Source organism: Streptomyces sp. NPDC008317 (genome assembly GCF_042955955.1).
In the GTDB taxonomy this organism is placed as follows: Bacteria; Actinomycetota; Actinomycetes; order Streptomycetales; family Streptomycetaceae; genus Actinacidiphila.
Genome location: NZ_JBIBFQ010000010.1, coordinates 165,915 through 190,599, shown reverse-complemented (window position 1 = coordinate 190,599; position 24,685 = coordinate 165,915). Strand labels below are relative to the sequence as shown.

17 protein-coding genes are annotated in these 24,685 nt (G+C 71.7%); 8 read left to right on the top strand and 9 right to left on the bottom strand.

The window, feature by feature from the left end:
* Positions 1-63 precede the first annotated feature (63 nt).
* From ACFY9V_RS29430 to ACFY9V_RS29405, 6 genes are all read right to left on the bottom strand, one after another.
* Positions 64-987 (bottom strand): LD-carboxypeptidase, encoded by a 924-nt coding sequence (locus ACFY9V_RS29430; RefSeq protein WP_355339518.1) that lies wholly within the window; start codon positions 985-987, stop codon positions 64-66.
* Between the two features lie 107 nt (positions 988-1,094).
* Positions 1,095-3,089 (bottom strand): LpqB family beta-propeller domain-containing protein, encoded by a 1,995-nt coding sequence (locus ACFY9V_RS29425; protein WP_391163651.1) that lies wholly within the window; start codon positions 3,087-3,089, stop codon positions 1,095-1,097.
* Positions 3,086-4,456, bottom strand: coding sequence for a M20/M25/M40 family metallo-hydrolase (locus tag ACFY9V_RS29420; RefSeq protein WP_391163649.1), 1,371 nt, complete (start codon positions 4,454-4,456; stop codon positions 3,086-3,088). Before ACFY9V_RS29420 ends, ACFY9V_RS29425 begins: the two co-directional genes overlap by 4 nt.
* The gene (locus ACFY9V_RS29415; protein ID WP_188281247.1) at positions 4,449-5,282 is read right to left on the bottom strand and encodes a M55 family metallopeptidase; all 834 of its coding nucleotides are present in this window, start codon (positions 5,280-5,282) and stop codon (positions 4,449-4,451) included. The genes ACFY9V_RS29420 and ACFY9V_RS29415 overlap by 8 nt, the downstream gene beginning before the upstream one ends.
* Positions 5,283-5,379: 97 nt before the next feature.
* The gene (locus ACFY9V_RS29410; protein WP_391163647.1) at positions 5,380-6,102 is read right to left on the bottom strand and encodes a methyltransferase domain-containing protein; all 723 of its coding nucleotides are present in this window, start codon (positions 6,100-6,102) and stop codon (positions 5,380-5,382) included.
* Positions 6,103-6,327: 225 nt separating this feature from the next.
* Positions 6,328-8,841 (bottom strand): SpoIIE family protein phosphatase, encoded by a 2,514-nt coding sequence (locus ACFY9V_RS29405; protein WP_391163645.1) that lies wholly within the window; start codon positions 8,839-8,841, stop codon positions 6,328-6,330.
* Positions 8,842-9,123: 282 nt separating this feature from the next.
* Here ACFY9V_RS29405 and ACFY9V_RS29400 point away from each other — a divergent pair, with 282 nt between their 5' ends.
* Positions 9,124-10,830 (top strand): MFS transporter, encoded by a 1,707-nt coding sequence (locus ACFY9V_RS29400; protein WP_355339162.1) that lies wholly within the window; start codon positions 9,124-9,126, stop codon positions 10,828-10,830.
* A gap of 218 nt (positions 10,831-11,048) precedes the next feature.
* On the opposite strand, the gene ACFY9V_RS29395 is transcribed toward ACFY9V_RS29400, so the two are convergent.
* A complete protein-coding gene (locus tag ACFY9V_RS29395; RefSeq protein ID WP_391049549.1) occupies positions 11,049-13,538 on the bottom strand; it encodes a DHA2 family efflux MFS transporter permease subunit in 2,490 nt (829 codons plus the stop codon).
* A gap of 274 nt (positions 13,539-13,812) precedes the next feature.
* Positions 13,813-14,259, bottom strand: coding sequence for an SRPBCC family protein (locus tag ACFY9V_RS29390; protein ID WP_355339159.1), 447 nt, complete (start codon positions 14,257-14,259; stop codon positions 13,813-13,815).
* A gap of 144 nt (positions 14,260-14,403) precedes the next feature.
* Between ACFY9V_RS29390 and ACFY9V_RS29385 the strand changes: the two genes are divergently transcribed.
* Positions 14,404-15,471, top strand: coding sequence for an Rv2578c family radical SAM protein (locus ACFY9V_RS29385; RefSeq protein ID WP_391163642.1), 1,068 nt, complete (start codon positions 14,404-14,406; stop codon positions 15,469-15,471).
* A 30-nt stretch (positions 15,472-15,501) separates the two neighbouring features.
* On the opposite strand, the gene ACFY9V_RS29380 is transcribed toward ACFY9V_RS29385, so the two are convergent.
* Entirely contained in the window at positions 15,502-16,101 is a 600-nt protein-coding gene (locus ACFY9V_RS29380; RefSeq protein ID WP_391163767.1) for an adenylosuccinate lyase, read from the bottom strand.
* Between the two features lie 273 nt (positions 16,102-16,374).
* Here ACFY9V_RS29380 and ACFY9V_RS29375 point away from each other — a divergent pair, with 273 nt between their 5' ends.
* The 6 genes from ACFY9V_RS29375 (at position 16,375) to ACFY9V_RS29350 (ending at position 24,684) form a co-directional block, all read left to right on the top strand.
* Positions 16,375-18,213, top strand: coding sequence for a 3-hydroxybutyryl-CoA dehydrogenase (locus ACFY9V_RS29375; RefSeq protein ID WP_391163641.1), 1,839 nt, complete (start codon positions 16,375-16,377; stop codon positions 18,211-18,213).
* Between the two features lie 166 nt (positions 18,214-18,379).
* Positions 18,380-19,171 (top strand): TetR family transcriptional regulator, encoded by a 792-nt coding sequence (locus tag ACFY9V_RS29370; RefSeq protein ID WP_355339147.1) that lies wholly within the window; start codon positions 18,380-18,382, stop codon positions 19,169-19,171.
* 401 nt (positions 19,172-19,572) lie between these two features.
* Entirely contained in the window at positions 19,573-20,949 is a 1,377-nt protein-coding gene (gene ccrA / locus ACFY9V_RS29365) for a crotonyl-CoA carboxylase/reductase (RefSeq protein ID WP_355339144.1), read from the top strand.
* Positions 20,946-22,961: a methylmalonyl-CoA mutase family protein gene (locus tag ACFY9V_RS29360; protein ID WP_391163639.1), complete on the top strand. Its 2,016-nt coding sequence runs from the start codon at positions 20,946-20,948 to the stop codon at positions 22,959-22,961. The genes ccrA and ACFY9V_RS29360 overlap by 4 nt, the downstream gene beginning before the upstream one ends.
* 1 nt (position 22,962) lies before the next feature.
* Complete coding sequence (locus ACFY9V_RS29355; RefSeq protein ID WP_355339138.1) at positions 22,963-23,469, top strand: MaoC family dehydratase; 507 nt, start codon at positions 22,963-22,965, stop codon at positions 23,467-23,469.
* A 3-nt stretch (positions 23,470-23,472) separates the two neighbouring features.
* Positions 23,473-24,684, top strand: coding sequence for an acyl-CoA dehydrogenase family protein (locus tag ACFY9V_RS29350; RefSeq protein WP_355339135.1), 1,212 nt, complete (start codon positions 23,473-23,475; stop codon positions 24,682-24,684).
* The last annotated feature ends 1 nt before the right edge of the window (position 24,685 follow it).

The window sequence follows — 24,685 nt, the reverse complement described above, 5'->3', positions numbered from 1 at the left end:
GCCGGGCCGATGGACCGGGCCCGGCCGGGGCGTCAGCGCTCCGTAAGAACTCCCCGCGCCGCCTCACACCAGCGCGGGCACCTCGTACGTGAGCGTCGCCGCGTCCGCGTCCAGCACCGCGGGCACCCCGAGCGGCACGGTCAGCGTGGACTCGCAGTGGCCGAAGCCGAATTCCTCGACGATCGGTACGCCGAGGCCGCCGAGGAGGTCGGTCATCAGGGACCGGACGGCGGGGTACGGGCCGCAGTCCTGCCAGGAGCCGAGGACGATTCCGGCGACGCCGTCGAGCCAGCCGGAGCGCAGGAGTTGGGTGAGGATGCGGTCGAGTCGGTACGGCTCCTCGCCGATGTCCTCCAGGACGAGGATGCCGCCCGCGGCGGACGGGCGGGAGTACGGGGTGCCGAGGTCGGAGGCGAGCAGGCTGACGCAGCCGCCGAGGGTGACCCCGGCCGCGCGGCCCGGTACGAGGGTGCGGGCGGTCGGGGAGGTGGGCGTCAGGGTCTCGTCGGGCGTGAAGAGGGTGCGCCGCAGGTGGTCCTGGGTGGGGCCGTCCTTGAGGAAGGTCTCGGTCGCCGCCATCGGGCCGTGCAGCGTGGCCAGGCCGAGCCGGGTCGCGAACGCCTCGTGGAGCGCGGTGATGTCGCTGTAGCCGATGAACGCCTTGGGCGTGGCCGCGCCCATGGCGTCCCAGTCGAGCAGGTCGACCATGCGCTGCGCGCCGTAGCCGCCGCGGGCGCACAGCACGGCAGCCAACGACGGGTCGCACCACGCCTGTTGGAGGTCGTCGGCGCGGGCCCGGTCGGTGCCCGCGAGGTAGCCGGAGGGGTGGTCGTCCAGGACGTGCGGTGCCACGACGGGGTCGAGGTCCCAGCTCCGCAGGATGTCGAGGCCCGCGTCGAGGCGTTCGCGCGGTACGGGGCCGCTGGGCGCCACGACGCCGATCCGGTCGCCGGGCGCCAGCCGCCGGGGGCGGATCAGCGCGGGCACCGGCCCGCCGACCGGGCCGGCCGCCTGCCGCGGTCCGCCCCCGGAGCCCCGTCCGGCAGAGGCGTCGGCGGCGGAAGCGGAGGAGGCGGCAGCCGTAGAACTCTCCGTCATGTGTGCAGCTCCAGCGGCGCGACGCCCTCCGGCGTGAAGCCGAAGACCTGCCCGTAGAGGGCGAGTTCGGCCTCCAGGCAGGTAACCATGGTGTCCAGGCGGCGGAAGCCGTGGCTCTCGCCCTCGAAGGTCAGATACGCGTGCGGGATGCCGCGTCCGGCGACGGCCTCCAGGAACCGCTCGCACTGCACGGGCGGGCAGATCACGTCGTCCAGGCCCTGGAGCAGCAGGAACGGCACGTCTATCCGGTCGCCGTGGTGGACGGGCGAGCGGTCGCGGTAGCGCTCGGGCACCTCGTCGAGCGGCCCGATCAGCGACTCCAGGTACTCCGACTCGAAGTCGTGCGTCTCCCCGCCCTCCCGCGACCAGCCGCGCAGGTCGAGGATCGGGTAGATGACGGTGCCGCAGGCGTAGGTGTCGGTGGTGGTCAGGGCCGCCGCGCTGGTCCAGCCGCCGGCGCTGCCGCCGCGGATGGCCAGCCGCGCGGGGTCGGCGACGCCTTCGGCGACCAGCCCCTCGGCGACGGCGGCGCAGTCCTCGACGTCCACCACGCCCCACTGTTCGCGCAGCCGGTTGCGGTAGGCGCGGCCGTAACCGGTGGAGCCGCCGTAGTTGACCTCGGCGACGCCGATGCCGCGGGAGGTGAAGTAGGCGATCTCCAGGTCGAGGACCATCGCGGCGCGGCTGGTGGGTCCGCCGTGCACCCAGATGACGTAGGGCGCGGGTCCCTCGGCGGTGACCAGCGGATTGCGCGGCGGGTAGACCTGCGCGTGCACCTCGCGGCCGCCGGGGCCGGTGAAGGTCCTGGCCAGGGCGTCGGGCACGTAGGCGGGGTCGACCGTGTCGTGGTGCGCGCTGCCGATGACGCGGGTGCGGCCGGTCTTGACGTCCAGCTCGACCAGTTCGTACGAGGTGCGGGCGCTGCCCGCGACGCCGATGACGCGGCTGCCGGACGCGGCGAGGGTCGCATTCCACTCGGTCCAGAGCCCGGGGGCGTCGGTGACCTCGCCGGTGGCGGGGTCGAGCAGGCCGAGCCGCAGGGCGCCGACGCCGTGCAGGACGGCGATCAGGCCGTCGTCGAGCGGTGCGAACCAGTGGTGGCCGAGTTTCCACAGCGCGTTGCCGAATTCCTCCTGGCGTGCGCAGAGGTTGACGGCTTCGCCGGTGGCCGGGTCGACGCGGTGCAGATTCCACCAGCCGGTGCGGTCGGTGGCGGCGAGCAGGGTGCCGTCGGCCGCCCAGCCGACCTGGGTGACCGATTCCTCGGGGCCGCCGATCAGGGTGCGGGCGGCGGTGAAGGTGCCGTCGGCGGTGACGTCGGCGATCCGCAGTTCGGTGCCGTCCCAGGGCATCAGCGGGTGGTCCCAGGCGGTCCAGGCGGCCCGCGTGCCGTCGGGCGACAGGCGCGGTCCCGTGACGAACCGGTGCGTGGCGGGGGCGAGTTCGCGTACGGCCGCGCGGTCGTCGGCGGCGGAGCCGTCGAGCGGTACGGCGGCGGGCACGCGGCGTACGTCGGTGGGCTTGTCGCCGGTGAACTCCTCCAGGACTCCCCAGACCTCACCGCGCTCGCGGTGCAGTGTCAGGTCGGCCCAGCGCAGTCCGCCGCCGACGGCGCCGACCGGGGTCAGCGGGCGCGGCGGGGTCTGCGGCTCGTCGGGGCGGAAGGCGTAGAGCCGCTGGTCGGCGAAGTTGGCGAAGACCACCAGCGGGGCGCCGTCCACGACGGCGCCCGCCCAGGGGGTGCCGCCGTATTCGATGACGCGGCTGCGGACGTTCCACGGCGCGGGCAGCGGGCATTCCTCGGTGCCGTCGGGCCTGCGGCGGATCAGCGCGCGGCGGCCCCCTTCGGCGGGGCGGGGCGCGGTCCACCAGACGTCGTCGCCGACGATGCCGACGAATTCGGGGCTGCCGTCGTGTGCGGCGGCCGTGGTGGCGTCGACGGGTGAGGGCCAGGCGCCGTGCGGGGTGGTGCTCCCGGTGGTCGTGGTCACGCTCCGGCCTCCGTTCCCGTGGCGCGCAGGAAGCGGTCGAGGACGTGGACGCCGAAGTGCAGCGCGTCGACGGGCACCCGCTCGTCCACGCCGTGGAAGAGCGCCTGGTAGTCGAAGCCTGGGGGCAGCCGCAGCGGTGAGAAGCCGTAGCCGGTGATGCCGAGCCGGGAGAACTGCTTGGCGTCGGTGCCGCCGGACATGCAGTAGGGCACGACGTGCGCCTGCGGGTCGAAGTGTTCCAGCGACTCGCGCATCGCGGCGTAGGTCGGGGAGTCGACCGGGGCCTGGAGCGGGATCTCGCGGTGGTGGAACTCCCAGTCGACGTCGGGTCCTGTGAGCCGGTCCATCGTGGCGGCGAACTCGTCCTCGGCGCCGGGCAGCATGCGTCCGTCGACGTAGGCGGTGGCGGAGCCGGGGATCACGTTGACCTTGTAACCGGCTTGCAGCATCGTCGGGTTGGCGCTGTTGCGGACGGTGGGCCTGACCAGGTCGGCCGCCGCGCCGAGCCGTTCGAGGAGGGTGTCGACATCGCCCAGGGCGGCCTGGTCGGCGGGGACGCCGTAGAGCGCGGCCAGTTCGGTGAGCGCGGCGGTGACGGTGGCGGTGAGGCGGACGGGCCAGTCGTACTCGCCGATCCGGGCGATGGCGCCGGCCAGTCGGCTGACCGCGTTGTCCCGGTTGACCTTGGAGCCGTGGCCCGCCTTGCCGTGTGCGGTGAGCTTGAGCCAGGCGGTGCCGCGCTCGCCCGCGGCGACGGGATAGATCCGCAGGTCGTCGCTGGCGTGGAAGGTGAAGGCGCCGGATTCGCTGATGCCTTCGGTGCAGCCCTCGAAGAAGTCGGCGTGCTTCTCGGTGAGGAAGCCGGAGCCGTAGGAGGCGCTGTCCTCCTCGTCGGCGGTGAAGGCGAGCACGATGTCGCGGGTGGGGCGGTGTCCGGTACGGGCCCAGGCGCGGACGGTGGCGAGCACCATCGCGTCCATGTTCTTCATGTCGATGGCGCCGCGGCCCCAGACGACGCCGTCCCTGATCTCGCCGGAGAAGGGGTGCACGGTCCAGTCGGCGGCCTCGGCGGGCACGACGTCCAGGTGGCCGTGGACGAGCAGCGCGTCGGCGGCCGGGTCGCTGCCCGCGATCCGGGCGAGCACGTTGGCGCGGCCGGGCGCGGATTCCACGATCTGCGCTGCGATCCCGGCGTCGGAGAGCTGCTGGGCGACGTATTCGGCGGCGGGCCGTTCGTTGCCGTCGCCGCCGCCGCGGTTGGTGGTGTCGATCCTGATGAGGTCGGACGTGAAGGTCACGACCTCGTCGAGTGCCCGCGCGTCCACGGCGTCGTGCCGGACGTCTCGCTCGGCGGTCCGCTCAGCCATACTGCTCCTCCACCGCTTGCGACACGAGTGTGGTGACCGCCTTGAAGGCCCTGATGCCCTCGTACATCGTGGGCAGCGTGTAGGCGACACGCCGCTCCCCCGTCCGCTCCACGCCGGGCACCACGGTGGCGGCCCCGGCCAGGTGGACGGCGTCGAATTCCAGCTCGACGGTGAAGGGCCCGGCCTGCGCGGGCTCGTGGCGCACGGCCAGCGCGGCGGCGTCCTTGGCGGCGGCCCTGATGTCGGCGGCGGTGCGCGCGGGCGGGCGGCAGACGGCCGCGTAACGCGACACGTAGTCCTTCACCGCGACGGTACGGGCCTGCGGCGCGTACCCCTCGGCGTCGATCCCGGTCCTGTCGTCGCCGGTCACCAGCACCACGGGGACGCCGTACTCGGCGACGACCAGCGCGTTGAGCCTGCCCTCGCTGGCGGCGACGCCGTTGACCCACACGCCGGTGATGGAGTTGGCGAGGTAGGTGTGGGCGAGGACGCCCTCGGTCCCGGCGCCGGTGTGGTAGCCGACGAAGGCGATGCCGTCCACGTCTCCGTGCTGGACGCCCTCGACCATGGACAGGTCCTTGTGGCGGCCGGTGAGCATCTGGGCGCGCTCGTCCAGCTTCTCCAGCAGGAGATTGCGCATGGTCCAGTGCGCCTCGTTGACCAGCACCTCGTCCGCGCCGCCGTCGTAGAAGCCCGCGACGGCGGCGTTGACGTCGGAGGTGAACATATGGCGGCAGCGCTGCCACTGCTCGCTGCCGGGCAGCACGTCGGCGGGCCAGGTGACACCCGTCGCGCCTTCCATGTCCGCCGAGATCAGGATCTTCATGTTGCGTCACGTTACGCGGCGGCCGGAGGGCGCACCAGGGCCGGGCCCAGCCTGTGGATAACTTCAGTGGTCCAGACCAGTGAAGCGGGTGGGGGAATCAGCCGGTACGGCCCGCCACCAGCCATTTCGACGGTATCTCTATGCGTGTCCCGTCCACCCTGAACTCCGTTGTCACCAGGGGCTGTTCACCGTCGGCCAGCACTTCGAGCCCGGCGGCCCGGAAGAATCCGGGCAGCGCCGCGTCCGACACCTCGCCGGGCGCGATGCCGTGCGCGAAGATCGCCCCGAGCTTCTGCGGCGGGCCGGCGGGCCCCTGCGCGAGCCCCATCAGCACCGGCTTGGCCGCCTCCGCCAGCTCCAGTGCGAAGGCCCGGCCGCGGTGCCCGGTGAGCACCGCTATGCCGTCCGCCAGCCGCCCGCGGTCCTCCGGCTCGCACTGGTGCAGCACCCCGCGCATGTAGACGTTGGCGTCGCCGATCTCCTCGTGCAGCCGCTCCACCGCGTCGGTGTCCACCGCGTCCAGCCGCTGGTACTCCGCCGCCCCGTGCGGATCGTCGCGCCTGGCCCGGTCGATCGCCTCCCGCGAGAGGTCCACGCCGACCACCCGGTCGTACCGCTCGGCCAGGAAGCGGGTCTGCGTCCCGTTCCCGCAGCCGAGGTCCACCACCGGAAGGCCGGGGTCGAAGTACGCCCGGAAGTGCGGGTAGTGCTGTTCCGCCGCGAGCTCGGGGTCGCAGTCCCAGAAGACTCCGCCGGGCTCGTGGGGCGCGTCCTGCCAGAAACTCTCCCACGCCTGCTCATACCCGCTGGACACGTTCACGCGTACTCACCACTCCCCAGGACCGCGATCGTAGAAAAAGGCACAGGCGCGGCCGCCGACCGTGCCCGCATCAGGAGCTACCGGACCGTCACTTCGGAGTCAACGGCCCGGGCGGAATCGACGGCGCCGACGTCATCGACGCCACGGACGGAACCGAAGCCTCGGACGGAATCCACGGCAGCGGCGTATTGAACGCCTCGGACGGAACCGACCGCGCCGGCGGGATCAGCGGCTCCGGCCCGGCAGCGGCTGCTCGAACCAGACGGACTTGCCCTGCGCGAAGCGGCTGGTCCCCCACTCGCGGGCGAGCCTGCTGACGATCCGCATGCCGCGCCCGCCCTCGTCGTCGGGCCCGGCGCTCAGCAGGACGGGGACCGCGTGGTCGTCGTCGGTCACCTCGCACAGCAGCGCGCCCGCGCGGACGAGCCGCAGCCCGATCCGCCGGGTGTGCGCGTGCCGCACCGCGTTGGTGACCACCTCGCCGACCAGCAGCTCCGCCGTCTCCGACATCTCCGCCAGGTCCCAGCCGAGCAGCGTCTCGCGGACCAGGCCGCGGGCCCGCGCCACCTCGCGCGGCTCCGGCTCCAGCTCCCAGGTCATCACGTCGTGCCGCGGGATGCCGTTGAGCCGGGCCATCAGCAGCGCCACGTCGTCCTTGCGACCGCCGCGCGGGTTGAGCGCGCGGATGATCGTGTCGCAGGCGTCGTCCATCGACGCGGCCGGGTGCGCGGCGCTCTCGCACAGCGCGGCCAGACCGGTGCCGATGTCCTGGCCGCGCACCTCCACCAGGCCGTCGGTGCACAGGATGAGCCGGTCGCCGGGCGCGACCGGCACCCGTACCGTCTCGAACGGCACCCCGCCGACTCCCAGCGGCGCGCCCGTGGGCACGTCGAGCAGCTCGCTGCGGCCGTCGACGGCGCGGACCAGCACCGGCGGGATGTGTCCCGCGTTGGCGATCAGCAGATCGGACTCGACCGGGTCGTAGACCGCGTAGAGGCAGGTCGCCAGATACTGCTCGCCGAGCCGCTGCGCCAGGTCGTCCAGATTGCGCAGCAGTTGGGCCGGTGGCATGTCGAGCCCGGCCATGGTCTGCACGGCGGTACGGAACTGGCCCATCATCGCGGCCGAGTTCAGCCCGTGGCCCATCACGTCGCCGACCACCAGCGCCAGCCGCGAGCCGGGCAGCTTGATGCTGTCGAACCAGTCGCCGCCGACCCGGCCCAGCCGCTCGCCCGGCAGGTAGCGGGTCGCCACGTCACACCCCGGCATCCGCGGCGCGATGTGCGGCAGCATGCTGTCCTGGAGGGTGTCGGCGACATTCTCCTGATACGTGTACATGCGCGCGTTGTCGAGGACGAGCCCGGCGCGGGCGGCCAGTTCCGCGCCCGTCACGCGGTCCATGTCGTTGAACACCGCCCGCTCGCGGTGGCGCAGCAGGATCATGAAGCCCAGCACCACATCGCGCGCCTTCAGCGGGACGACGAGCATCGAGCGGTTGTTGATCAGCGGGCTGATGTCGCGCTTGGGGAACTGCGCGGCGATCGCGTTGCCCATCGGCTCGCTGATCCGCGGCACGAGCACCGGGTCGCCGGTGGTCATGCACTGGAAGAACGGCGTCTGCGCGGGGAAGGGCATGGACTCGCCGACCGGCACCACGTCGTCCCAGCGGCCCGGTTCGTCGGTGTGCTCGACCGCCACGCGGTACCACATGGTGGTGACGTCGGGCGGCCCGTCGGGGAAGCCCTCACCCGCCAGCACCTGCTCGCGCAGATATGTGCCCGCAACATCAGTGAAGCGCGGCACGACGGCCGCGCTGACTTCCTGAATGGTCCTGGCCAGATCGAGCGAGGTGCCGATCCGGCCGCTCACCTCGTTGAGGAATTCGAGGTGTTCGCGGACCGCCGCGTATTCGAGGTCGGGCGCCAACTCGTCGGCCGGGACGGCCCGCGGGTCGGCCGCCGCGGCGGCCTCGGCGGCGCGCCGTCTGGCCTGCCGCTCGGCCCGGCGCGGCACGCCCCAGTCCGGGGTGACCGGCACCCGGTCGTGCTGGCTTATCTCCAGCACCGGATAGCCCAGTTCCAGCACCTGCGCCACGATCCGCCCGCTCTCCAGCGGATTCATGCTCGGCAGGATCTCGGGCAGTTGCCTGGCGAGCTGGTCGGAACCGGGGAATTCGGTGTGCAGCGCGAAGCCGGGCGCTATCCGCTCCGAGCAGTCCGCCGCCCCCGACCTGTCGGTCTCCGCCGCGTCGGGGTCGGTCATCGCGGAGGGCGTCCCGGCAGCGGCGGAGGAACCGGCCGCGGAAGAGGCGTCGGTGGCCAGCACGAGCAGCCGCTCGGGGCCCGGACCGACCAGCGGGTAGGCCCACCACAGCACGTCCAGGGGGACGCGCCCGTCCCCGTCGGCGTCCGTGCGCCGCACGCAGTCGTACAACCGGGCGCGACCCGCCGTCGGGTAGGAGCTGGCACCGGCCAGCGAGGACTCCAGGTCGGGCCCGGTGACGTCGTACGGGTACGCGGTGCCCGCCGTGCCGCCGCCCGGGGCTGCGTCCGGGGGCACGTCGAGTGCGCCGCCCACCGGTAAGAGGTCGAGCGCGTTCCGCCCGACGGCCTCTTCCCGTGTCCAGCCGAACAGCCGGCGCGCACCCGTACTCCAGTGCGACACCAGCCCGGCGGCGTCCACGACGATCACCGCGAGCGGGATACGTCCGGACGGCTCCGGCGGTTGACGGCGGTCCATGGTTCGTCGGGCTCCTTCCCTCGGCCCCGCGGTCCGGGGCCGGAGTGCGGTGGGAACCGCCCCGGCACAAGATCTACGATGCCGTTAACCACGGTACGACCGGTCCGGGTGCCAGGGGAGGGAAAGTACGAATCCGGGCGCACGCCCGCGCGCGAGCAACCAAACTGCCCGTGCTAGCGTCCAAACCCTCTGTTCGAACTCTCTCACGTCGGTGGAGTTCGACCCCCTCGCCGGAAGGGATGCCGGCCGGGGCGCACCGCATCCGCGACTGGAAGAGGCCACGTGACCACCTGGCAGCCTGCGCGCTGGACCGCCATGAGGGGACCGGGGGCCCTTTTCCGGCGGGTCGACCTGCGCAATCCTGTCGTGGCCGCCACGGTGCTCGCCGCGGTCCTGCATGTGATCTGGGCCTATTTCCTGGCCAAGGACTCCGGCGACATGGCCGCGCAGTACGCCTGGACGGACTTCATAAGGGCCCACCCCTCCGCCTCGTACAACCTGTCCTGGTACGGCGGCATGCACCCCGCGTCGTACAGCATTCTGTCGCCGTACATCATGGCCGGGCTCGGGGTGCGGACCACCGCCGTGATCGCGGGCACCTTGTCCACGACGGCGGCGACGCTACTGCTGATCCGGGCCCGGATCAAGCGCCCGATGCTGCCCGCGCTGTGGACGGCGTTCGCTCTTTGGGGTGACGTGCTCTCCGGGCGGGTCACCTTCGCGCTGGGCGTCCTCTTCGGTCTGATCGCCACGCTGCTGCTGTTCCCCACCGACCCGCCGGTAGGCGCGCGCCGCACCCCGCGGGTGCTGACCGCCACGCTGATGGGCGCGCTGGCAACCATGTGCAGCCCGGTCGCGGGGCTCTTCATCCTGGTGGTCGCGGCGGCGCTGTTCCTCACCGGGCGCCGCAAGGACGCGTATGTGATGGCGGTCTGCCCGCCCCTGGTGGTCGGCGCGACCTCGCTGCTCTTCCCCTTCTACGGGGTGCAGCCCTTCAAGTGGTTCTTCGCCATCATCCCCTTCGCCACGGCCGTGGCGATCGCCCTGGTGGTGCCGCGCGAATGGCGCGTCGTACGCGTCGGGAGCTGGATCTACGCGGCCGGTGTCGCGCTGACGTACGTCATCCCGTCGCCGATCGGCAGCAATGTGGAGCGGCTGGCCCTGCTGTTCGGCGGCACCGTGCTGCTGATCGTGGCCATGGCGTGGACCAGGGGCGGCCGGATGGCGCTGATGCTCTACCTGGCCTTCCTGGGCGTCGCGGGCTGGCAGATCTCCAAGCCCGTGGTGGACCTGGTGAACACCTCGGCGCCCTCGTCCACGGTCGAGCACGCGGCGCCGCTGATCGCGCAGCTCACCAAGGTGCGCGCGGACAAGGGCCGGGTCGAGGTCGTACCGCTGCGCTCGCACTGGGAGGCGTCGGGCCTGGCCCCGCACGTCAACCTGGCGCGCGGCTGGAACCGGCAGGCGGACGTCGAGCGCAATCCGCTCTTCTACGACGGCACGCTGACCGCGGAGACCTACCGGCAGTGGCTCCAGCGCTGGAGCGTCGGTTACGTGGTGCTGCCGTCGGACACCCCGGACGGCGCGGCGGTGGCCGAGGCGAAGATCGTGGCGGCGGGCCAGAGCTGGCTGACGCCGGTCTGGCACGACGACTACTGGAAGCTCTACAGGGTCGCGAACGCCGATCCGCTGGCCGATCCGCCCGCGATCGTGGACGAGGCGAGTCCGGCCGAGCTGACCGTGACGATGCCGACCAGCGGCTCGGTGATCCTGCGCATCCCGTGGTCGCCGGTGCTGGGCATCGAGGGCGCCAACGACAACAAGCACGGCTGTCTCATCCAGGACGGCGACTGGACGCGGCTGTACGCGCCCTCGCCCGGCACGTACCGGATCGGCGGCACGTACGCGCTGATCCGCGGCACGCAGTGCAACAAGAACGACGTGGACGGCAGCGGCAGGCCGGACGGCGCGGCACCGGCCGGGCGCTGACCGGCAGGCTGTCCGACCTGAACGGCCCGCTGTCCGACCGGCCGACCGGCGCCCGACGGCCGCGGTGACCGGGAACGCCAACGGGCAGTGACCCTCACTCTTGTGGAGTAAGGGTCACTGCCCGTTCCGTACGGCGGTGGATACGGCCGCGCGTCCACGGCGGGTACGGCGGCGGCGCTGTCCTCGTCGGCGTGACCGACGTATCCGCCGGACAGGCCCTAGTCGGCGTGTCCGAGCTGGAGGTCCCGCTCGGTCCTGCCGCCGCCCGCGACCTGGAGGACGGTGGCGACCGGCGGGTAACCGGCGGCGATCACCGTGTACTCACCGGCGGCGAGGTCCACGAACCGGAAGTGCCCGTCGGGGCCGGTGGTGACCGAGTCCACGACATTGCCCGCCGCGTCCAGCAGCGTGACCCGCGCGTCCTCGACCAGCCGCCCGCCGGGGGCGCGTACGGTCCCGCGCAGCACCGCGCCGCCCGCCAGCTCCACGTCCTGCCGGGTCTCCCGCGACGCCTGCACCGACACCGGCAGCGCGGCGGGCCTGAAGGCGGGCGCGCTGGCCGCCAGCGTGTACTCGCCCGCCACCAACTCGCTCAGGACGTAGGCGCCTTCGCGTCCGCTGCGGGAGGTCGCCACGACGTCGCCGCGGATGTCGGTCAGGGTCACGATGGCGTCCCTGACCGGGGTGCCGTCCGCGGTGCGCACGGCGCCCGCCAGACGTCCGGCGCCGCCGAGCACCACGTCGAGTTCGACCGGGCGGTCGGCGACGGTGATGCTGACGGCCTGCGGCTGGTGGCCGCCCGCGGCGGCGATCAGCACATAGCTGCCGCTGCCCGGGGTGCTCAGCGCGTACCGGCCGTCCTCGGTGGTCGCGCCGCGGCCGATCTGCCGTCCCGTGACGTCGATCAGGGTGAGCGCGGCGCGGCCGACGGAACTGCCGTCGGAGTGCTGGACGGTGCCGCACACGGGCACACCGCCCGCGTAGCTCTTGCGGGCGCCCGGCACGGCCGAGTCGGTCACGGTGAAGCCGGGCGCGCCGTCGGCGCCGGTGAGGGTGTCGGTGGCGGTGTCGCCGTCGTACGTGGTCGTCGGGGAAGCGGGGCCGTGCTGGGTCACCAGGGGTTTCTCCTTGAGGAGGAAGGCGAAGAGGAAGCCGAGCGCGAGCACCGGCACCAGGTAGAGGAAGATCCGCGGCATGGCCTCGGCGTACGCGTTGACGTACCCGTCGCGCACAGCCGCGGGGAGTGTGCGGACCAGTTGGGGGGTGACCGACTGGGCGTCGGGCAGGTGGGCGCCCTTGGGGAGTTCGACCGCGAGGCGCTTGGCGAGGCGGTCGGCGAAGAGCGTGCCGAAGACGGCCGCGCCGACCGAACCGCCGATCTGCCGGAAGTAGTTGTTGGCGCTGGTGGCCGCGCCGATGTCGGTGGGGCGCACCGAATTCTGCACGGCGAGCACCAGCACGGGCAGCATCAGGCCGATGCCGAGACCGAGTACGGCCATGTAGACGCTGTACTCGGCCTGCGGGGTGTCGGCGTCCATCAGCGACAGCAGATACATGCCGGCCGTCGACAGGGCGCCGCCGATGATCGGGAAGATCTTGTAGCGCCCTGTCCTGCTGATCAACTGCCCGCCGACGATGGAGGCGAGGACGACGCCCATCATCATCGGCAGCATGAGGAGCCCCGATCCGGTGGCGCTCGCGCCGTCGACCATCTGGAGGAAGGTCGGCAGATAGCTGGCCGCGCCGAACAGGGCGACGCCGACGATCCCGCCGATCAGGGCGGTGGTGTTGAAGACCCCGTCGCGGAACAGCCGCAAGGGGATGACCGGTTCCGCGGCGAACCGCTCGACGAGCACGAAGAGCAGCGCGCTGACCACGGCGCCCGCGCCGAGGCCGAGGATCTCCCGGGACTGCCAGCCGTACTTGGAGCCGCCCCAGGTGGTGACGAGCACCAGGCAGGTGGAGCCGACGGCCAGCAGCAGGGCGCCGAGCACGTCGAGGCGGGGCCGGACGGCGGGCTTGGGGAGTTTCAGCACGAGGCTGATCACGACGAGGGTGACCAGGCCGAAGGGCACGTTGATGGAGAAGCACCAGCGCCAGGAGGCGTGGTCGGTGAAGAAGCCGCCGAGCAGCGGTCCCGCGACCGACGCGAGGCCGAAGGCGGCGCCGATCAGGCCCATGTAGCGCCCGCGTTCCCGCGGCGGCACGATGTCGGCCATGATCGCCTGCACGCCGATCATCAGTCCGCCGCCGCCGATGCCCTGGATGGCGCGGAAGGCGATGAGTTCGTCCATGGTGCGCGACCATGCCGCCAGCGCGGAGCCGATGACGAAGGTCATGATCGCGAACTGAAAGACGATCTTGCGGCCGAAGAGGTCGCCGAGCTTGCCGTAGATCGGCAGTCCGATGGTGGACGCCAGCAGATAGGCGGTGACGACCCAGGACATCTTGTCGAGGCCGTGCAGCTCGCCGACGATCTTCGGCAGGGCGGTGGCCACGATCATCTGGTCGAGCGCGGCCAGCAGCAGCGCCAGCATCAGGCCGACGAAGACCAGCCGGACCCGGCGCGGTGTGAGGTCGACCGCGGCGCCGTTGCCGCCGGGCGGTCCCGAGGCGCCGCCCGCCTCCTCGGCCGCGCCCCCGGTCCCCTCCCCCGGCCGTTCGTCGTCCACGGCCGCCGGACGCTCGATCAGCGTGCTGCCACCCACTGCCACTCCCCTCGTCGCGCCTGCCTGGCCACCGTTTCCCGCATTAAGCGACAACGACGAGCAAGCGCGACGATTCTCAGGAAGTACGCGAAACCACCCGTATCAGTGAACGATCGCGAAACCAGCGGCACCGTAAGGGACTTCACTCCCCCGCGTGCACTCCCCTCACTTCACTCCACTCGGCCCCATTCCGCTCGGCCCATTCCGCTCGGCCCATTCCGCTCGGCCCCATTCCGCTCGGCCCATTCCGCTCGGCCCCATCCCGCTCGGCGCCTCACTTCTTCTCGACGTCGGCGGCCAGCGAGGCGAGCAGCGCGTCGTAGATACGGCCGAGGCCCTTGGGCGCGAAGGTGCGCTCGAAGAAGCCGCCGACGCCGCTCGCGCCCTGCCAGGTGGTGACGACGACGACCTTGCTGCGGCCCTCGCCCGACGGGGTGACCGTCCAGGTGTTCACGAGCGTCGAATTGCGGTCGGTCTCGACCAGCGTGTCCGCGGCGGGCGCGGAGACGTCGAAGAGGCAGTCGCGGATCCGCTTGCTGGTGGCCTGGAGCTTCCAGTGGACGACGGTGCCCGCGCCGTGGCCGCCCTCCCGGACCTCGTACTCGCTGAACTGCTCAGGGAGCACCCGGCCGCGGGTGCCCGCGTAGTCGGCGACGGCGGCGTACACCCGCTCCGGCTCCGCGTCGACGATCCGCTCCGTGGTGGCCTCGACCAGCGCCATGACTTCTCCTCAGGTCCGTGCCAGGTCGCGCGCCTTCCCGGCGCGCCGCACAAGCCAACCACACGCGCTTATCGAATCTGTGTTCTATTGTGGATGGACGGGCGACCGGAGACGGCCGGCCGGAGACAACCGGAGGAGGGCGCGATGCGCTGGGACCATCTGAGCGGCGACGACGCGGCGGCCGGTGGCGCGCCGGCGCTGTTCGGCGCCGACGCGGTCACCCGGACCTTCGACACGCCGGGCTTCCGCGGCATCACCTTCCACGAGATACGGGCGAAGTCGATCATCAACCGGGTGCCGGGGGCGTCCCGCATGCCCTTCGAGTGGACGGTCAACCCGTACCGCGGGTGCAGCCACGCCTGCGTGTACTGCTTCGCGCGCAAGACGCACAGCTATCTCGATCTCGACACCGGGATCGACTTCGACTCGCAGATCGTGGTGAAGACCAACGCGCCGGAGCTGCTGCGCCGGGAGCTGGCGTCGGCGCGCTGGCAGGGCCAGCACATCGCGATGGGCACGAACGTGGACTGCTACCAGCGCGCGGAGGGCCGGTATCAGTTGATGCCCGGCATCATCGCCGCGCTGCGCGACCGCGCCAACCCCTTCTCGATCCTCACCAAGGGCTCGCTGATCCTCCGCGACCTGGAACTGCTGCGGCAGGCCGCCAGCGTCACCGATGTGTCCATCGCGCTGTCGGTCGGCTTCACCGACGGCGAGCTGTGGCGCAGCGTGGAACCGGGTACGCCTTCCCCCGAGACCCGGCTGGCGGTCTGCCGCACCCTGCGGGCGAACGGGCTGCCGCCCACCGTGCTGATGGCGCCCGTCCTGCCCTTCCTCAGCGACTCCCCCGAGCAGTTGCGGGCCACCGTCCGCGCCATCGCCTCGGCGGGCGCCGCATCGATCACGCCCCTGGTCCTCCATCTGCGGCCGGGCGCCCGCGAGTGGTACATGGCGTGGCTCGGCCGGCACCACCCGCATCTCGTACGGCGCTACGAGACGATGTACGCGGGCGGCGCGTACGCCCCGACGTGGTACCAGCGCCGGGTCACCCGCCAAGTCCACGAATTCGCCACGGAGTTCGGCTGCGGGCCCGCGCATAGCGAGGGCACGCGGCGCTTCCGGAAGCCGGGCGAGCCGGAGGCGGGTGTGTCCGGCGACCAGGTGCCGGCGGCACGGCCCGCCGCGGAGAACACCCAGCTCACGCTGCTATGACCTCGCGCGGTTCCGGACAGGCGTCAGGCCCTAGGCGTCGGACAGCGCCGCGCGGGCGGCCGGGGCCAGTGGCGGGTGGGCGGTCGCGGCGCGCAGCGCGTGCCGGGCGGCGGGGGGCGCCTGCCGCGGGCACAGTGCGCCCAGGCCCTCCACGCAGGCCAGCGCGATGCGTTCGTGGGGCGCGGGGGCCGGCCGGGCGAGCAGCCGCTCCAGGGTGGTGGTGAGCGCCGGTACGGCCTCGGGCGCCCGCATTCGGACCAGGAGGCGGATGGCGGGCAGCGCGTACGCGACCCGCAGTTCGTTGGTGGCCAGCGCGGCGGCGGCCCGCCCGGTCCGCGGGTCCGCCAGCCGCGCCAGCGCCTCGGCGGCGCGGCTCGCCCGCGACTCGTCCCGGTAGTTCAGCAACAACGCCAGCGTCTCGAACGCCCGCCGGTCTCCCGCTTCCGCCAACTCCACGGCGGCCGCCTCCCTCACCTCCAACGGTTCACCCACAGCGGTGAGCTTGCGAGCGAGGCGTTCACGGGTCTCGACGTCCATCTCCCCACTGTAGGAGCCGAGTTGCCCGTTACCGCCCCGGCGGGGCGGATCGGTCGTTCGCGGACCACCGGCCGGTGGGGGCGGGGCGCTCAGATGGGGGCGGCGCAGATCACATGGGCACAGGACTGGCGGGGAAGTTACTCGCCGGTTACGCTCGGGGGACGTGCACGGTGGTCGGTGACGCAGCCGCCGTGGACGGGAACACTCGTCGGTTCGGCATCATCGCGGCGCGGCCCCGGGACAGGGCTCGCCTATCTCTTCGCGCGGGCACGCACCCCTGCACTTCCGGCCCGCGACTCCACCTCACTCCTTCAGCCGTGTGCGCGCGTGGCGCGCTCCGGTCTCCCCAGCGTCTGGAGTCACGCGATGGACCGTCCGTCCACACCCTCATCGTCAGCGACCGCATCCTCACCCCCCGCCGCGAGCGCGGCGCCCCTGGCGACCGTCGCGGTCGTGGGCCTGGGCACCATGGGCACCGGCATCGCCGAGGTCATGGCCCGCGCCGGTCACGAGGTGATCGGCATCGACATCGACCAGAGCGCGGCGCGCCGCGCGGTCACGGCGCTGGAGCGTTCCACGGCGCGCGCCGTGGAGCGCGGCCGGAGCACCGAGGCGGAGCGCGGCGACGCGCTGGCCCGCTTCCGTACGTTCCCCGATCTGCGGGCCGCCGCCGAGGCGGATCTGGTGATCGAGGTGGTCGACGAGCGCTACGACATCAAGCGCGAGGTCTTCACCGAGCTTGACCGGCTGGCCAAGCCGGACGCGATCCTGGCGACCGGCACGAACGCCCTGTCGGTGACCCGGCTGGCGGCCGAGACCTCCCGCCCCGACCGGGTGCTGGGGCTGCACTTCTTCGCGCCCGCGCCCGCCATGAAGCTGGTCGAGGTCGTGTCGACGGTCCTGACGTCGCCGGAGACCACGGCGGCCGTCACCGCCCTCGTGCGGAGCCTCGGCAAGGAGCCGGTGCCGGTCGGCGACCGGCCGGGCTTCATCGCCGACGGCCTGCTGTTCGGCTATCTCAACCAGGCGGCGGCGATGTACGAGGCGCGGTACGCCACCCGCGAGGACATCGACGCGGCGATGCGGCTGGGCTGCGGGCTGCCGATGGGCCCGCTGGCGCTGCTCGACCTGATCGGCGTCGACACCGCCACGACCGTCCTCGAGGCGATGTACGAGGCGTCCCACGACCGGCTGCACGCCCCCGCGCCGGTGCTCAAGCAGCTCACGGCGGCCGGGCTGCGGGGCCGTAAGTCGGGCCGGGGTTTCTACAGCTACCAGGCGCCGGGCAGCGCGGTCGTGGTGCCGGACGCGGAGACTCCGGGCGCCGGGGACACCCGGCCGGCCGGGCGGCCGGTGCGCGCGGTGGGCGTCGCGGGGTCCGGCACGATGGCGACCGGTATCGCCGAGGTCTTCGCGAAGGCGGGCTTCGACGTCGTGGTGGCCGCCCGTACCCAGGAGAAGGCGGAATCGGCGGTGGCGCGGCTGGCGAAGTCGCTGGACCGCTCGGTCACCAAGGGCCGGCTGACCCAGGAGCAGCGGGACGCGGCGGTGGCGCGGGTGTCGCCGTCCGGTTCGTACGACTCCTTCGCCGACGCCGACCTGGTGGTGGAGGCGGTGGCGGAGGATCTGGCGGTCAAGCAGCAGCTCTTCCAGACGCTCGACAAGGTCTGCAAGCCGGGCGCGGTGCTGGCCACCACCACCTCGTCGCTGCCGGTGGTCGCGGTCGCGCGGGCCACCGGACGCCCGCAGGACGTCGTCGGGATGCACTTCTTCAACCCGGCGCCCGCGATGAAGCTGGTCGAGGTCGTGCACACGGTGCTGACCGCGGCCGACGTGCGGGCGACGGTGCACCAGGTGTGCGGCGCGGTCCGCAAGCACGCGGTGGACTGCGGCGACCGGGCCGGTTTCATCGTGAACGCGCTGCTGTTCCCGTACCTCAACAACGCGGTGAAGATGGTCCAGGACCACTACGCGAGCGTGGACGACATCGACGCGGCGATGAAGCTCGGCGGCGGCTATCCGATGGGCCCGTTCGAGCTGCTCGACGTGGTGGGCCTGGACGTGTCGCTGGCGATCGAGCAGGTGCTGCACGAGGAGTTCCGCGATCCGGGCCTGGCGCCCGCGCCGCTGCTGGAACACCTGGTGTCCGCGGGCTGCCTGGGCCGTAAGACCGGCCGCGGCTTCCGCGAGTATGCCCGGCGCTGAGGCGCGCCCCGGCAGCGGAACAGGGCACGGCACCGAGCGCCGCGCCGACACCGGCGGCGCGCCGTCCGGCGGGCGTGAGCGCAGGTCGGACCGCGGTCGTCCGGCGGACTGGGGACGTTTCCCCCCGGCCGCCGGACGGGGGGCCGCGCCGTGTTACGTTCCCCACATGTCCCAGCCCGCGAAGTCCGACCCACCTGAGACCGCGAACGGCCGCCGCGCCGCGGCCCAGCGCCACCGGGTGCGCCAGGACCTCGCGTCGGCGGCCATGCACCTGTTCGCCGAGCGGGGTTACGAGGCCACGACGGTCGACGACATCGCGGCGACGGCCGGGGTGGCGCGCCGTACGTTCTTCCGGCACTTCCGCTCCAAGGAAGAGGCGATCTTCCCGGACCACGACGACACGCTGGTACGGGTGCAGGCGGTGCTGGACTCCGCGGAGCCGTACGAGCACCCGTTGGACACGGTGTGCCGGGGCATCACCGAGGTGCTGCGGATGTACGCGTACATGCCGGAGGTGTCGGTCGAGCGGTACCGGCTGACCCGCGAGGTGCCGACGCTGCGGGAGCGCGAGATCGCCTCGGTGGCCCGGTACGAGCGGCTGTTCACCCGCTATCTGCTGGGCCACTTCGACGAGGGCGCGCACCGGGACGGCGACGACGACCCGCTGCTGGCCGAGGTGGCCGCCTCCGCGGTGGTCGCGGCGCACAATCACGTCCTGCGGCGCTGGCTGCGCAATGACGGCAAGGGCGATGTGGAGGCGCAGCTCAACCACGCCTTCGACGTCATCAAGGCCACCTTCGGCAGCGGCATCGGCGCGGGCCGGATACCGTCGCGGGTCGCGGTGGAGCCTGCGGCGACCGTGTCGCGGCAGGGTGAGGTGGTGGTCGCGGTCGCCCGCACCGACGCCTCCCCGGCCGAGATCCTGCGGACGATAGAGCAGGCCCTGCGCCGCGCCTGAGCGCCCCGGGTGCCGTCGGCGCCCGCCCGGCGCCCGAGCGCCCGCCCCACCGCACCCGCAACCACGGCAGCGGCCGACCGGAACCCCGGTCGGCCGCTGCCGCTCGTTTGTGGCGTCCCGGTGACACGTGAGACAAATTTTTGGCACGCAGTGTCTTTACGACTGGCACTGCGTGCCATACCGTGACGGTAGTCCGGGCGGCCGGCGTACGGATATCCCCCGTACGCCGACTGTCCCCAAGGCCCGGACCCGCCTGCGTCACAGGTATCCCCGCGCCACCGCGCACATGGTCAGTTCCACCGCCGTACCCGCCGGACCGACGACGGCACCCCCAGCCATCCGCCCCTGCGTTCCCCCAGCGCCAACGCAGCAGCAGCACGCTTCGCCGGAGGTCAGACACCATGAAGGAAATCCTGGACGCGATCCTCGCGCCTGACAGTTCGGCCGCCGACTTCGCGGCCCTCCCGCTGCCGGAGTCCTACCGCGCCGTCACCGTCCGCAAGGACGAGGCCGAGATGTTCGCCGGACTCACCACCCGCGAGAAGGACCCCCGCACCTCGCTCCACCTCGACCAGGTCCCGCTGCCCGAACTCGGGCCCGGCGAGGCCCTGGTGGCGGTGATGGCCAGCTCGGTCAACTACAACTCGGTCTGGACCTCGATCTTCGAGCCGGTCTCGACCTTCTCCTTCCTCGAGCGCTACGGCAGGATGTCGCCGCTCGCCAAGCGGCACGACCTGCCGTACCACGTCATCGGCTCCGACCTGGCGGGCGTCGTGCTGCGCACCGGCGCCGGGGTCAACGCCTGGAAGCCCGGCGACCGGGTCGTCGCGCACTGCCTGAGCGTGGAGCTGGAGTCCGCCGACGGGCACAACGACACGATGCTCGACCCCGAGCAGCGGATCTGGGGCTTCGAGACCAACTTCGGCGGCCTCGCCGAGATCGCGCTGGTCAAGTCCAATCAGCTCATGCCCAAGCCGGAGCACCTCACGTGGGAGGAGGCCGCGGCGCCCGGACTGGTCAACTCCACGGCCTACCGCCAGCTCGTCTCGCGCAACGGCGCGGGCATGAAGCAGGGCGACAACGTGCTGATCTGGGGCGCGAGCGGCGGACTCGGCTCGTACGCCACGCAGTTCGCGCTGGCGGGCGGCGCCACCCCGATCTGTGTCGTCTCCAGCCCGCAGAAGGCGGACATCTGCCGGGCGATGGGCGCGGAGGCGATCATCGACCGCAGCGCCGAGGGCTACCGGTTCTGGAAGGACGAGCACCACCAGGACCCGCGCGAGTGGAAGCGGTTCGGCGCCCGGATCCGCGAACTGACCGGCGGCGAGGACGTCGACATCGTCTTCGAGCACCCCGGCCGCGAGACCTTCGGCGCCTCGGTCTACGTCACCCGCAAGGGCGGCACGATCGTCACCTGCGCGTCCACCAGCGGCTACACCCACGAGTACGACAACCGCTACCTGTGGATGAGCCTGAAGCGGATCGTCGGCTCGCACTTCGCCAACTACCGCGAGGCGTGGGAGGCCAACCGGCTGATCGCCAAGGGGAAGATCCACCCGACGCTGTCGCGGACGTACACGCTGGCCGAGACCGGGCAGGCGGCGTACGACGTGCACCGCAATCTCCACCAGGGCAAGGTCGGCGTCCTCGCGCTGGCCCCCGAGGAGGGCATGGGCGTCACCGACCCGGAGCTGCGCGCGAAGCACCTGCCCTCGATCAACCTGTTCCGCGACGCGACGTCCGGTGTCCCCGACTCCCCTGCCGGGGACGCCCGATGACAGGGCGTCAGAAGGACCGGCCCTGGCTGATGCGGACCTACGCGGGGCACTCGACCGCGGAGGCGTCCAACGAGCTGTACCGGCGCAATCTGGAGAAGGGCCAGACGGGCCTGTCCGTCGCCTTCGACCTGCCGACCCAGACCGGCTACGACGCGGACCACGTGCTGGCCCGCGGCGAGGTCGGCCGGGTCGGCGTGCCGATCGCCCATCTCGGCGACATGCGGCGGCTGTTCCAGGACATTCCGCTGGAGCGGATGAACACCTCGATGACCATCAACGCCACCGCCATGTGGCTGCTGGCGCTCTACCAGGTGGTCGCCGAGGAGCAAGGACTCGGCGAGGAGGGCCTCACCGCGCTCCAGGGCACGACGCAGAACGACATCGTCAAGGAGTACCTGTCACGGGGGACGCATGTCTTCCCGCCGGTCCCGTCGCTGCGGCTGACCACCGACATGATCACGTACACGGTCAACCACCTCCCCAAGTGGAACCCGATCAACATCTGCAGCTACCACCTCCAGGAGGCCGGGGCCACGCCGGTCCAGGAGATCGCCTACGCGATGTCCACGGCGATCGCCGTCCTGGACGCGGTCTTCGCCTCGGGGCAGGTCCCGGAGGAGCGCAGGGGCGATGTCGTCGCGCGGATCTCCTTCTTCGTGAACGCGGGCGTGCGCTTCGTCGAGGAGATGTGCAAGATGCGCGCCTTCGGCCGGATCTGGGACACCGTCACCCGCGAGCGGTACGGCATCGAGAACGCCAAGCAGCGCCGCTTCCGCTACGGCGTGCAGGTCAACTCGCTCGGCCTGACCGAGGCGCAGCCGGAGAACAACGTCCAACGGATCGTGCTGGAGATGCTGGCCGTCACGCTGTCCAAGGACGCCCGCGCCCGCGCGGTGCAACTCCCGGCGTGGAACGAGGCGTTGGGGCTGCCCCGGCCCTGGGACCAGCAGTGGAGCCTGCGCATCCAGCAGGTGCTGGCGCACGAGAGCGACCTGCTGGAGTACGAGGACATCTTCGACGGCAGCCATGTGATCGAGGCGAAGGTCGAGGAGCTGGTGGCGCTCGCCACCGCCGAGATCGAGCACATCCAGGAGCTGGGCGGCGCCATGGCGGCGGTCGAATCGGGCTATCTGAAGTCGGAGTTGGTGTCCTCGCACGCCGAGCGCCGGGCCCGGATCGAGTCCGGCGAGGAGAAGATCGTCGGCGTCAACGTCTACGAGTCCACCGAGACCAGTCCGCTGACCGCCGACCTCGGCACGGCCATCATGACCGTCGACCCGGCCAACGAGGCGCGGGTGGTGGCCGCGCTGCACGACTGGCGGGTGGCGCGTGACGAGGCGCGCGCGCAGGAGGCGCTGACCGCGCTGCGCTCGGCCGCGGCGGGCACCGACAATCTGATGCCCGCGACGCTGGACTGCGCGCGGGCGGGGGTGACGACCGGCGAGTGGTCGTGGGCGCTGCGCGATGTGTTCGGTGAGTTCCGGGCGCCGACCGGGGTCAGCGGCGCGCCGGTCGCGGTGGCCGCCGAGGAGGGCAGTCCGATGGCCGAGGTACGGCGCAAAGTCGCCGAGACGGCCAAGGAGTTGGGCGGCGGACGGCTGCGGCTGCTGGTCGGCAAGCCGGGTCTCGACGGGCACTCCAACGGCGCCGAGCAGATCGCCGTACGCGCCCGCGACGCCGGTTTCGAGGTGGTCTACCAGGGGATCAGGCTGACACCCGAGCAGATCGTGTCGGCGGCGGTGGCCGAGGACGTGCACTGCGTGGGTCTGTCGATCCTGTCCGGTTCGCACGCCGCTCTGGTGCCGGACGTGCTGGAGCGGCTGCGCGGGGCCAGGGTGGACGACATCCCGGTGGTCGTCGGCGGGATCATCCCCTCGGCGGACGCCAAGGCGCTGATCGAGGCCGGAGTGGCGGCCGTCTTCACCCCGAAGGACTTCGGAATCACCGGGATCATCGGCCGGATCGTGGACGAGATCCGGCTCGCGAACAAGCTGGAAAAGCTGGAGGTATGACGTGCAGTTCGGCCGCACTTACGAGGAGTTCGAGGTCGGTGCGATCTACAAGCACTGGCCGGGAAAGACCGTCACCGAGTACGACGACCACCTCTTCTGCCTCCTCACGATGAATCACCATCCGCTGCACATGGACGCCAACTACGCGGAGAAGACAACCGACTTCGGCCGCAATGTCGTCGTCGGCAACTACATCTACTCGCTCCTGCTCGGGATGTCGGTGCCCGATGTCTCGGGCAAGGCCATCGCCAATCTGGAGATCGAGTCGCTGAAGCACGTGGCGCCGACCTTCCACGGCGACACGGTCTACGGCGAGACGACGGTGCTCGACAAGCGCCCGTCGAAGTCGAAGAACGACCGCGGCATCGTCGAGGTGGAGACCCGGGGATACAAGCAGGACGGCACCCTGGTCTGCGTCTTCCGCCGCAAGGTGCTGGTGCCGACCGCCACGTACATCAAGGAGCGCGGCGGGGAACAGCCCGGCCGTCCCGAGCTGGGAGAGAGCTGAGTCATGAGCCGCCTCGCGCAGACCGACGGGCTGACCGACGTCCAGAAGGAGATCCTCTCCACCGTCCGCTCCTTCGTGGACAAGGAGATCCTGCCGGTCGCCACGGAGTTGGAGCACCGCGACGAATATCCGACGGACATCGTCGAAGGGCTCAAGGAACTGGGCATCTTCGGCCTGATGATTCCCGAGGAGTACGGCGGCCTCGGCGAGTCGCTGCTGACGTACGCGCTGACGGTCGAGGAGATCGCGCGCGGCTGGATGAGCGTGTCCGGCATCATCAACACCCATTTCATCGTCGCCTACATGATCAAGCAGCACGGCACACAGGAGCAGAAGGACCATTTCCTGCCGCGTATGGCGGCGGGCGACGTGCGCGGCGCGTTCTCGATGTCGGAGCCGGAACTGGGCTCCGACGTGTCGGCGATTCGCACCAAGGGCGTACGCGACGGGGACGCGTACGTCGTCAACGGCCAGAAGATGTGGCTGACCAACGGCGGTTCTTCCCATCTGGTCGCGGTGCTGTGCAGGACCGACGAGGGGCAGGCGGAGGACGCGCCGCCGCACAAGTCGATGACGACCTTCCTGATCGAGAAGGAGCCCGGCTTCGGCGCCAACGCCTCGGTCCCCGGCCTCACAGTGCCAGGAAAGATCGACAAGATGGGCTACAAGGGCGTCGACACCACGGAACTGATCCTCCAGGACGTGAGGGTTCCGGCCGACCGGGTGCTCGGCGGACAGAGCGGCCGGGGTTTTTACCAGATGATGGACGGCGTCGAGGTCGGCCGGGTCAATGTGGCCGCGCGCGGCTGCGGTGTGGCACAGCGGGCGTTCGAACTGGGCATCGCCTACGCACAGCAACGGCACACGTTCGGCAAACCCATCGCACAGCACCAGGCGATCCAGTTCAAGCTCGCCGAGATGGCCACCAAGGTGGAGGCCGCGCACCGGATGATGGTCAACGCCGCACGTAAGAAGGATTCGGGCGAGCGCAACGACCTGGAGGCCGGGATGGCGAAGTACCTGGCCGCGGAGTTCTGCAAGGAAGTGGTGGAGGACGCGTTCCGCATCCACGGCGGCTACGGCTTCTCCAAGGAGTACGAGATCGAGCGGCTGTACCGGGAGGCGCCGATGCTGCTGATCGGCGAGGGGACCGCCGAGATCCAGAAAATGATCATCGGGCGGCGACTGCTGGAGGAGTATCGTCTCCAGGGATAAC

What these genes read in the sequence shown, in the direction of transcription:
- ACFY9V_RS29385 (WP_391163642.1), top strand. Translation starts at nt 14,404, where the DNA reads ATGCGCTGGGACCATCTGAGCGGCGACGACGCGGCGGCCGGTGGCGCG.
- ccrA (WP_355339144.1), top strand. Translation starts at nt 19,573, where the DNA reads ATGAAGGAAATCCTGGACGCGATCCTCGCGCCTGACAGTTCGGCCGCC.
- ACFY9V_RS29370 (WP_355339147.1), top strand. Translation starts at nt 18,380, where the DNA reads ATGTCCCAGCCCGCGAAGTCCGACCCACCTGAGACCGCGAACGGCCGC.
- ACFY9V_RS29420 (WP_391163649.1), bottom strand. Translation starts at nt 4,456, where the DNA reads ATGGCTGAGCGGACCGCCGAGCGAGACGTCCGGCACGACGCCGTGGAC.
- ACFY9V_RS29375 (WP_391163641.1), top strand. Translation starts at nt 16,375, where the DNA reads ATGGACCGTCCGTCCACACCCTCATCGTCAGCGACCGCATCCTCACCC.
- ACFY9V_RS29415 (WP_188281247.1), bottom strand. Translation starts at nt 5,282, where the DNA reads ATGAAGATCCTGATCTCGGCGGACATGGAAGGCGCGACGGGTGTCACC.
- ACFY9V_RS29390 (WP_355339159.1), bottom strand. Translation starts at nt 14,259, where the DNA reads ATGGCGCTGGTCGAGGCCACCACGGAGCGGATCGTCGACGCGGAGCCG.
- ACFY9V_RS29350 (WP_355339135.1), top strand. Translation starts at nt 23,473, where the DNA reads ATGAGCCGCCTCGCGCAGACCGACGGGCTGACCGACGTCCAGAAGGAG.
- ACFY9V_RS29360 (WP_391163639.1), top strand. Translation starts at nt 20,946, where the DNA reads ATGACAGGGCGTCAGAAGGACCGGCCCTGGCTGATGCGGACCTACGCG.
- ACFY9V_RS29405 (WP_391163645.1), bottom strand. Translation starts at nt 8,841, where the DNA reads ATGGACCGCCGTCAACCGCCGGAGCCGTCCGGACGTATCCCGCTCGCG.